The organism is Verrucomicrobiota bacterium (assembly GCA_034440155.1).
Taxonomy (GTDB): domain Bacteria; phylum Verrucomicrobiota; class Verrucomicrobiia; order JAWXBN01; family JAWXBN01; genus JAWXBN01.
In genome coordinates, this window is record JAWXBN010000123.1 from 1 (window position 1) to 7,917 (window position 7,917).

A 7,917-nucleotide genomic window follows, 5' to 3' on the forward strand; every position below is an offset into this window, starting at 1 on the left:
ATTTCAGATTCGGTTAACCCGTCGATTTGTATTCTTTTTAACACGGCGACTTGTGCCCGGAAATCAGTTGAATAGACTTTTTGGGAAGAACGAGCAATTCTCGACCTACGTCAGCTGCGGTGGGGGAACTGAGTCTGACGAATTACTCCTTCTCCTCCATCATGGGTGGATGCCGCTATGAATTCCACAAGGGTCGGAAACAAATACCCAAGCATATTTTAAGGATACAGCCGGGCAATTTGCCCCGGCTGTTATGTTTATAAAGTCAGCCATTGGTTAAATCTTTTGTATGCCTCAATCCCAGCCACTTCATTGACTCCTGCGCCATACGCTGATAGCATTGAGGTGAGTGTTGTGCTCACTATTTCATTGGGATCATCTACTATCATGAGCTTGGGGGCATCTCGTGGATGGATTCGGTTCCTGAATGCGGCGATGATTCTTGGAGAGGGTATTGGGTCCAGTGAATGAATCGCATACGACGACTGTAAGGATATTTACTTCTGCCTATGGCCTGTTTTCCGGTAAGGTATTTTTGGTATTTTCTTTCCACCGCTGTATTACCGGTTTCCGCCTAAGCTTCACCTAAAGATGGAAGAAGATTCTAATAAAACTTAAACCTATGATGTTAATATTGGTTTAGCGAGAATGTGCTGAAAGAGGGATGCGATCATTGCCTATCTGATCGCTCTGTCGTGTCCGTGCAAAGAAGATTAGCCTCGAAGAAGTAGACACTTGCTGGCATTTTGGGTGAGCCGTCCTTCGGTCCGGCTTGGGCAGGCGGAGTGAAGCAGAGGATCTTTTCCCACGAACGGTTGTTACAGGAGCCACCTGCAAAAAAAAAGTTCCCTAGCAGCCCCTCACTATCGGGGCCGGGGAAAGACATCGATGAAACCTCGGCTTTCCTCGGGAGGTTTCATCAGAGCTCAGTCAGCCTCTATTGGGCGAGGTTATGAGTTAATTGACTCTTGCGACGACGGGCAAGAACCATGAGAACAAGTCCACCAATGCCGAAGAGGGCATACGTAGATGGCTCAGGGATGGGTGATGGTGCGAGTCCGGCTCCCACGATACTATTCTCATCAAGCGTCACCGCTGTCTGTGCGAAGAGTCCCCCGTTGACGGAAGCTCTCGTTTGTACGGCGATATCCGTTGCGGTCAGCAGCATTCCTTCAAAATGTGAATCGGTTCCTAACGTAGCACCTTCAGCAGTTTGCCAGAAGATATTCTGAGCTAGGGCGCCACCACTTAGGAAGATATTCGCTGCATTTCCCAGATTCAATCGGTTGTCGACTTGCATGACCCAGATCGCGTTAGCATCTCCGTCAAATGTGATGGAGTTTACAATAGATAACGCACTCTGCCATTTGTAAAGGCCAGCAGAGAGCGTCTGTCCGTTCAGATTTCCACCGAATAAATTTAGGAAATCGGGACCTGAACGCCCAGCAGCATCGGTATATGCCGTCTCCATGTCACCAATAGCGACGCCCAGCATAGTAGGTGTGGGGGGTGCATAATCGGCAGCAAATACCTGGCCTGTTACGAGTGAAGACGTCGAGAATTCACCGGAAGCATCGAGAATTAGACCGAAACCAGTAATAGCGGTTGCTGCAATAGGACTGACACCTATATCGCCAACAATCGCCGTGCCCGCCGTAGTGCTAATTCCTGCTTTAGAAAGAATAGTAAAGTCTTGCGCCGTCCCAAGGTTTACTACTGGTGTAGCCCATGCTCCTGAATTCATAATACCAATGATCGCAGCTCCAAGGATCAGTTTTTTTACGTTTTGATTTTTCATATAAGTTTGGTTCCTAGTTTGAGTTAGTAATGATTTGCAGAAGACATACACTCTCTTCTATCTGAGAAATATTGCACTATATGCTACCTAATACCTATGGGGTGTAACCCTACCAAAATGAAGTCGTTGGCGTCCGTACAGGACGAATTCGAGGAGGTTCCCCGCTCAATTTGTCTCACGGGGAAAGGTTCTGATAAATGAATTGCATACAGTAGCTGGAAAGTTATTTGCTTCTGCCTATGCGTTGTTTTCCGGCATAGTCTTTTTGGTGATTATTGGTGTTTTCTTTGCACTACTGTATCACCGGTTTCTGCATAAGTTTCACCTGAAGATTGAAGAGAATCCTAATAAGCCTTAAGCTTCTGGCGATTATATCGATTAAGAGAGAATGTGCCATAAAGAGTGATATGATCAAGCTGCAATGGCGTTTATGAAGTACACGGAGATTTGTGGGAGACGGGCTCGAAATGGTTATTGGAAGGAAGCTTTCTGACTCAGTTTGTGGATTTTAAGTGTTTTCATAGCACAAAAACTTTTCATCGATTCGTATCAAATTCTTTGATTTTATCGGGATCAATCTTTTTCACGTTTCCCGATCAGTCCGTTGTCTATCTGCTTCGTTCGGCGATTTATCTGATCGATGCCGGGCAGCACGCTGTATGATATGACATTCTCTCTGAAAGGCCACTTTTGCAGAGACTCCTGAGAGAGCCGGTGGTCTTCACTCACCGGCTGTTTTGATTTGGGAGAGTAGGTGCGGAAAACTTTCGGAGTTAAATGTCGATTATTTCGTATCACAACAACAATGCTCATTGAGCACCTTCTCCACCGCCGCCCGTGTCTCGCCTGTGCGTTTCTGGATCCGGCCGATCAATTCCTCTTCCTTGCCTTCCACGTACTCAAGGTCGTTATCCGTGAGTTTTGCCCATTTTTGTTTGACTTTTCCTTTGATGATTTTCCAGTCGCCTTTTATCTCTAGTTTATTCATGTGTGTTCCTTTTTTTGTTTGTTGATGATATGTAATGAGAATAATCGCTTTGAAACCGTTCCGTCACGAGTGGGTCTAGCCCTACCGGGACTGTTTTTTGCGAGTCACAGTCTCGGCGGGTTTCTTTTTGTCGTCTTTATACTCCTTGGTGGAGGGCCAGATCAGGCGCCAGGGTTCCCGCTTTAATGTATCGGTGAATTGTTCGGTGTTTTGAATTACCTTCGGGATATTGGATTTATTTAGGGACTTCATGAAAGTATCGACCTCGTTTACTGTATGGACTAAATCTGAATCGGCTCCGGTAAAGTTCTTGATATTCTCTAGGGTAAGGGCGAAGTCCGAACCGGGGCCAGTCAACCGTTTCATATTGTCGGTGATGGCCTCGGAAAGGTCGGGTACCCGTTTGCCGATGAATTCAGCCTTGTCTTTGACGATGCCGGTACTCGCATCCCCCTGGATGAAGTCGATGACCTGTTGTCCCATGAGTCCCTGTTGCGTCAGTCGGACAGTGACATTATTATAAATCTCAGCATCCCTGTCCACCTGTACATCGATCGACACCTCAAAATCGGAATGGCCTTCCGGGCGTTTGTCCTGTGGAATAGGGGAGTTTAGGGCGGTGACTTTGCCGATTTCACGCCCGGCGAGTAGGACGGGGGCTCCGGGACGGATCCCGTTAGCATTGTCATAATAGATGCGGTAGGTATTCAGCGGTTTAAGCAGGCCGGGCATGCCGATCAAGATCAATAACCCGATCAAGACCGTAAAGGTGATGAGGACCAGTAGTCCCGTGGTGATTTCATTTTTATTGATTTGCATGTGTTACTTTCCGTCAAGTTTGGACGTTGATGGGGGAGTGAGGAATTTTTGAATGATCGGGTGGTCCGAATGCCGGAACCCGTCGGGAGTCCCATCATAAATTATTTTGCCCTCATGGAGAAATGCCATGCGTGTGGCTATCGCAAAGGCGCTGTCCATCTGATGGGTGACGACGATGGAGGTGACTTTCTGTACGTCACGCAATTGGATGATCAAATCGTCAATGATCCGGCTATTGATCGGGTCGAGACCCGCCGAGGGCTCGTCAAAAAGGACTAGCTCCGGATCCAGAGCGAGGGCCCGTGCTAGTCCCGCCCGTTTTTGCATGCCGCCACTGAGCTCAGAGGGGATCTTTTCCCCGTCATCTTTAAGACCAATTAATTCTAATTTCTGATCAATGATGGTATTGATTTCGCTGTCATTTTTGGTCGTTAGCTCATGGAGGGGGAGGCCGACGTTGTCCCGGATATTCATGGAGCTAATCAGGGCGGCATTCTGGTAAACCATACCGATGTGCCGGCGGACCTTGTTCAAGGCGGGCCGCGACAGTCGGGTCATATCCTCTTCCTTAAACATGACGCAACCCTGATCCACTTTGAGAAGTCCCACGAGAACGGAGAGTAATGTGCTTTTTCCGCAACCGCTGAGTCCCATGATGACGAGAACTTCCTGAGCGTTGACCGATAAGTCCACTCCATCCAGAATGACCTTGTCCGCGAATTTTAATTTCACGCCCTGCATCCTGACGAGTGATGGGGGGGCTGTGCTCATGGGAAAAATGTGACGATGAAAATGTTGCAGATGGAATCGCAGGCGATCACACTGCTGATGGAAGTCACCACACTCGAAGTCGTCGCGACGCCCACCCCTACCGCCCCGCCGCGGACCGAGAGGCCCTTGTAACAGGCGATGATCCCGATGAGTCCGCCGAAGAGAAAACTCTTCACGATACCGGCTGTGACATCCTTCACGAGGAGATTTGTCATGACCTGCTCAAGAAAATATTCAAACCCGAGTTGGAGCATTAGATTTGAAATGAAGGCGGCACCGGCAATTCCGGCAATGACGGAGACTACACTCAGACATACCGTGAGCGTGAAAATCGAGAGGAGTCTGGGGGTGACGAGATAACCCAGAGGGCCGATGCCCATTGCCTCGATAGCGTCTACTTCACCATTGGCCTTCATGGCGCCTAGCTCGGCGGTGTATGCCGCTCCGATCCGTGAAGCCAAGACGATCCCCGTGAAAAGCGGCCCCATTTCACGCGTAAACGAAACGGAAACGATGGCTGGCACCAGAGTGACTAACCCGAATCTCTGGAGTTGATAACCTGTCAGTAAAGCCATCGTGAGTCCGACAAAAACCGAAAGAAGAATAATCATCGGAATCGAGCCCACTCCCACGCGGTTACATTGATAAAAAAAATGTTCCCGGCTGAGTGGAGCCCGCCCGGTAGCGACCCGTTCGATAATCTCCGACATCGTCTCCCGGGTCATCCACATCATGCCTCCCAGTGCTTGGAGGACCGATTTTGTCGAGACTCCGATCAAAGACAAAACACTTGCCCCGGTTTTACAGGGATGCAAAAGGGAATCGATAAAGTTCATTTTGAGTGTTTGGGAAGTGAATCGTATGGTGTTGTTTTTTTCTTATAGGCAGTGGGAGGGTGAGTAGTCTCCCCGCGGACTAATGTTTCCCATCCATGAACTCATAGAGATGCCGGGAATAGTCGGGCACATTTACCTTGCGGCTGAGGATTTCACTGACAGTGACACCCTGACCATAGGCACTGTCGATACGGTCTGTCTGGATATTCAGCTCTGCCCCGCCGATGGTGGCTCCACCGTAGAGTCCATCGGTTTCCTTGTAGATAGTCACATCCTGATCGGAGAGCATGCCGCCCTTATGTTCTGACCCACTGTCACTTCCCACAGTCCCGCTGGCTGTGGCGTTCCAGTTAAGTTTTCCGGACTGGGTAAAGATTTTGACAGCGGATTCGCTATTCAAAAGAATAATCATATTGATCGAGGAAACCCCTATCTGCGCGCCGAAACTACCGCCGGTATACCCGACAGGAATGGGAGCACTCCATTGAGGCATCGACAAACTTTTGGCCGCGCCCCGTACCATGACCACACCATCACCGCCTGCTCCACCGACTACCAGCCCGGCCTTGGTAATACTTAATATAGCGATACCCTTAGCTTTTTGAAGTGTGGCTGGAGGAATAGGATGGGCAGATCCTTGTTTGCGACCGAGTATTTCCGTCGCTGATACGACTGTATCTTGGATTGAACTTGCATGGAGTACACCCGTTCCGAGTGTTATAGCCATTAATGACACTCCGAGAGTGAATATTTTTTGAGTCATGTTCATCTGTTTCCTTTGATAGAGTTAATAGGGTCTGCCGCAGATCCCCTGCGTGAAGAACAGAAATCGCGGACTGCATGGGAGATTCCTGTTCATTTGCCTTGTAGGAAAGGTTGAAGTGTCAGCTCGTCTTTAGATATGGGGTATAACCCCACCTGGATGAGAAGTGTCTCTCCCCAAGGATTTTATCCAAAAATCCGTCACGAATGGCGGCATACACATGCTGTGAGTACCCTCCTCTCTCGCAAGAAAATACAACGGTGTCCAAAGAATGGGGTTATAATTTCGCATAAAGGCGTTGGAGTTGAGGGCAGACTTCGTTTAGGGAAGTGGATAAAAGCAGGTGGGCCCTGAGCCAGCGGATGAATTTCAGGCTTCTCCCGAGTCAATCTCACCACCCATTCCAAGACTTGCGGCCAGAGTCGTTGTTGATCTTCTGTTTTTTCTTTTTGCTGCGCCATCCTCTGCTGCCGCCGCTTGGCTTCGGCTAAATTGGTAATCTGCCAGTCTTCTTCCAGATGATCCTCCATGAGTATCATCAGATTGTGGGCTAGACAGATGAACTGAATCTGCATGGCCTTAGTCGTTTCCGTACTGGCCCACGATTTCTTTTCTTCTGATTTGTTTTTAACCTCATCGAAGACCTTCTCGATATCCCAGCGCATCCGGTAGAGATGGGCGATCATTCCCGGGGGTAAGTCCATGTCACTGGTAATGAAGTCATATTCTTCCCCCGACACAGCATCCAGATACTTCACCCGCCGCATCGTCACTCCCGCACTGACCCCCGCTATTCAGAGGGTCATTGACATCGTATGTTCTCATCCCCATCTTCAGCGGCTTCATATTGTCTTTTAGACGGCTGATAAAATAGATCCCCGCCGACTTCTTCCCCCGCCACCACTGCCCGAAATCAATTCCTGCCCGATCCCAGATGATCAATACCTTGGTTCCCTTTGGAGCCTGATGACGCAGATCCTCGGCTGAAAGACTCTTGAGCCCTTTCATATCGTGCTCTTTCTTGGCTAGTACATCCCCGACCTTCAAATGGGCTAGGGCGTGAGTCCGCAGATTGAGGCTCAACAGATGCCCTGTCGCGTATTTGATATCCTTGATTCCTTTGCGCGCATCGTGACAGGCCGCTGCGTGAAAGTGTCCGTCTCCCGCATAAACCTCATAGTCCTGCAAACAGGGGAAACACGCGAGCGCATCGGCCCTTTGCTGAATCATGGCAGGAGCCACTTTTTTCGCGACATCCTGACAGAGTCGAAGTCGTCGTGCACTTTTAAGCGTCTCAAAATAATGACTCAGTTGGGGACACTTCCTGCCCCATGACTCAAAGCATTGGAGAAAACCGCGCCCTGTTTTTTGTTTGGAAATGACCCGCATGACTCCACCCAAAATCCACTCCCAGTCGGTGAGTTTCCCGCATTTTCGGGTGCTCACCAAATCCTTAAATACCTCAGAAAGAGGCTGGAAAAATTGCTCGAACACGGTAGAGTTAATATCTGATAATGGGCGCATAATTTTTTTTTGCCATTTGCGCCTGTAATGCAACATCTTTGTGAGTTATTTTTGATTATAATGCGTCCGTAGCCTCCGCGAGACCCGTTTCAAACCCCCAAAGCCAGAGACTTAATTCAGGGCATTCCCTTATCGAAATATTTGAAGGAATGTTGGACACCGTTGAGAAAATATTATGTCTGCTTTCTTTTCTGTGCATACCCAGATCAAAATCGTAAAAGGCTCGTCCGCGCAATTTGCGCACGATCCTCGGCACAGGTAGGTTAACACCCCATATCATACGGATACGACATGACCCTATAGTGCTGGCATGAAAGTGAATCACAACAAGAAACAACTCAAGAAGCTGACATTTGGGGATTACATCTTAAAGGCTTATAAAACGAGCACGCGCCATACAGCCGGGAGACTGGTGAAG

The 7,917-nt window shown here is 48.8% G+C and carries 8 protein-coding genes; all 8 read right to left on the bottom strand.

Annotated features, from left to right (window positions below):
- Positions 1-937: 937 nt before the first annotated feature.
- A complete protein-coding gene (locus SGI98_12480; GenBank protein ID MDZ4744218.1) occupies positions 938-1,798 on the bottom strand; it encodes an ice-binding family protein in 861 nt (286 codons plus the stop codon).
- A gap of 784 nt (positions 1,799-2,582) precedes the next feature.
- Entirely contained in the window at positions 2,583-2,786 is a 204-nt protein-coding gene (locus SGI98_12485; protein MDZ4744219.1) for a CsbD family protein, read from the bottom strand.
- 81 nt (positions 2,787-2,867) lie between these two features.
- The gene (locus tag SGI98_12490; GenBank protein ID MDZ4744220.1) at positions 2,868-3,605 is read right to left on the bottom strand and encodes an MlaD family protein; all 738 of its coding nucleotides are present in this window, start codon (positions 3,603-3,605) and stop codon (positions 2,868-2,870) included.
- A 3-nt stretch (positions 3,606-3,608) separates the two neighbouring features.
- The gene (locus SGI98_12495) at positions 3,609-4,376 is read right to left on the bottom strand and encodes an ATP-binding cassette domain-containing protein (GenBank protein ID MDZ4744221.1); all 768 of its coding nucleotides are present in this window, start codon (positions 4,374-4,376) and stop codon (positions 3,609-3,611) included.
- Entirely contained in the window at positions 4,373-5,212 is an 840-nt protein-coding gene (locus tag SGI98_12500; protein MDZ4744222.1) for an ABC transporter permease, read from the bottom strand. Before SGI98_12500 ends, SGI98_12495 begins: the two co-directional genes overlap by 4 nt.
- Positions 5,213-5,291: 79 nt before the next feature.
- Positions 5,292-5,981 (bottom strand): lipid-binding SYLF domain-containing protein, encoded by a 690-nt coding sequence (locus SGI98_12505; GenBank protein MDZ4744223.1) that lies wholly within the window; start codon positions 5,979-5,981, stop codon positions 5,292-5,294.
- 194 nt (positions 5,982-6,175) lie between these two features.
- On the bottom strand, positions 6,176-6,661 hold the full coding sequence (locus SGI98_12510; GenBank protein MDZ4744224.1) for a hypothetical protein: 486 nt from the start codon (positions 6,659-6,661) through the stop codon (positions 6,176-6,178).
- Between the two features lie 34 nt (positions 6,662-6,695).
- A complete protein-coding gene (locus SGI98_12515; protein ID MDZ4744225.1) occupies positions 6,696-7,499 on the bottom strand; it encodes a hypothetical protein in 804 nt (267 codons plus the stop codon).
- Positions 7,500-7,917: the final 418 nt, after the last annotated feature.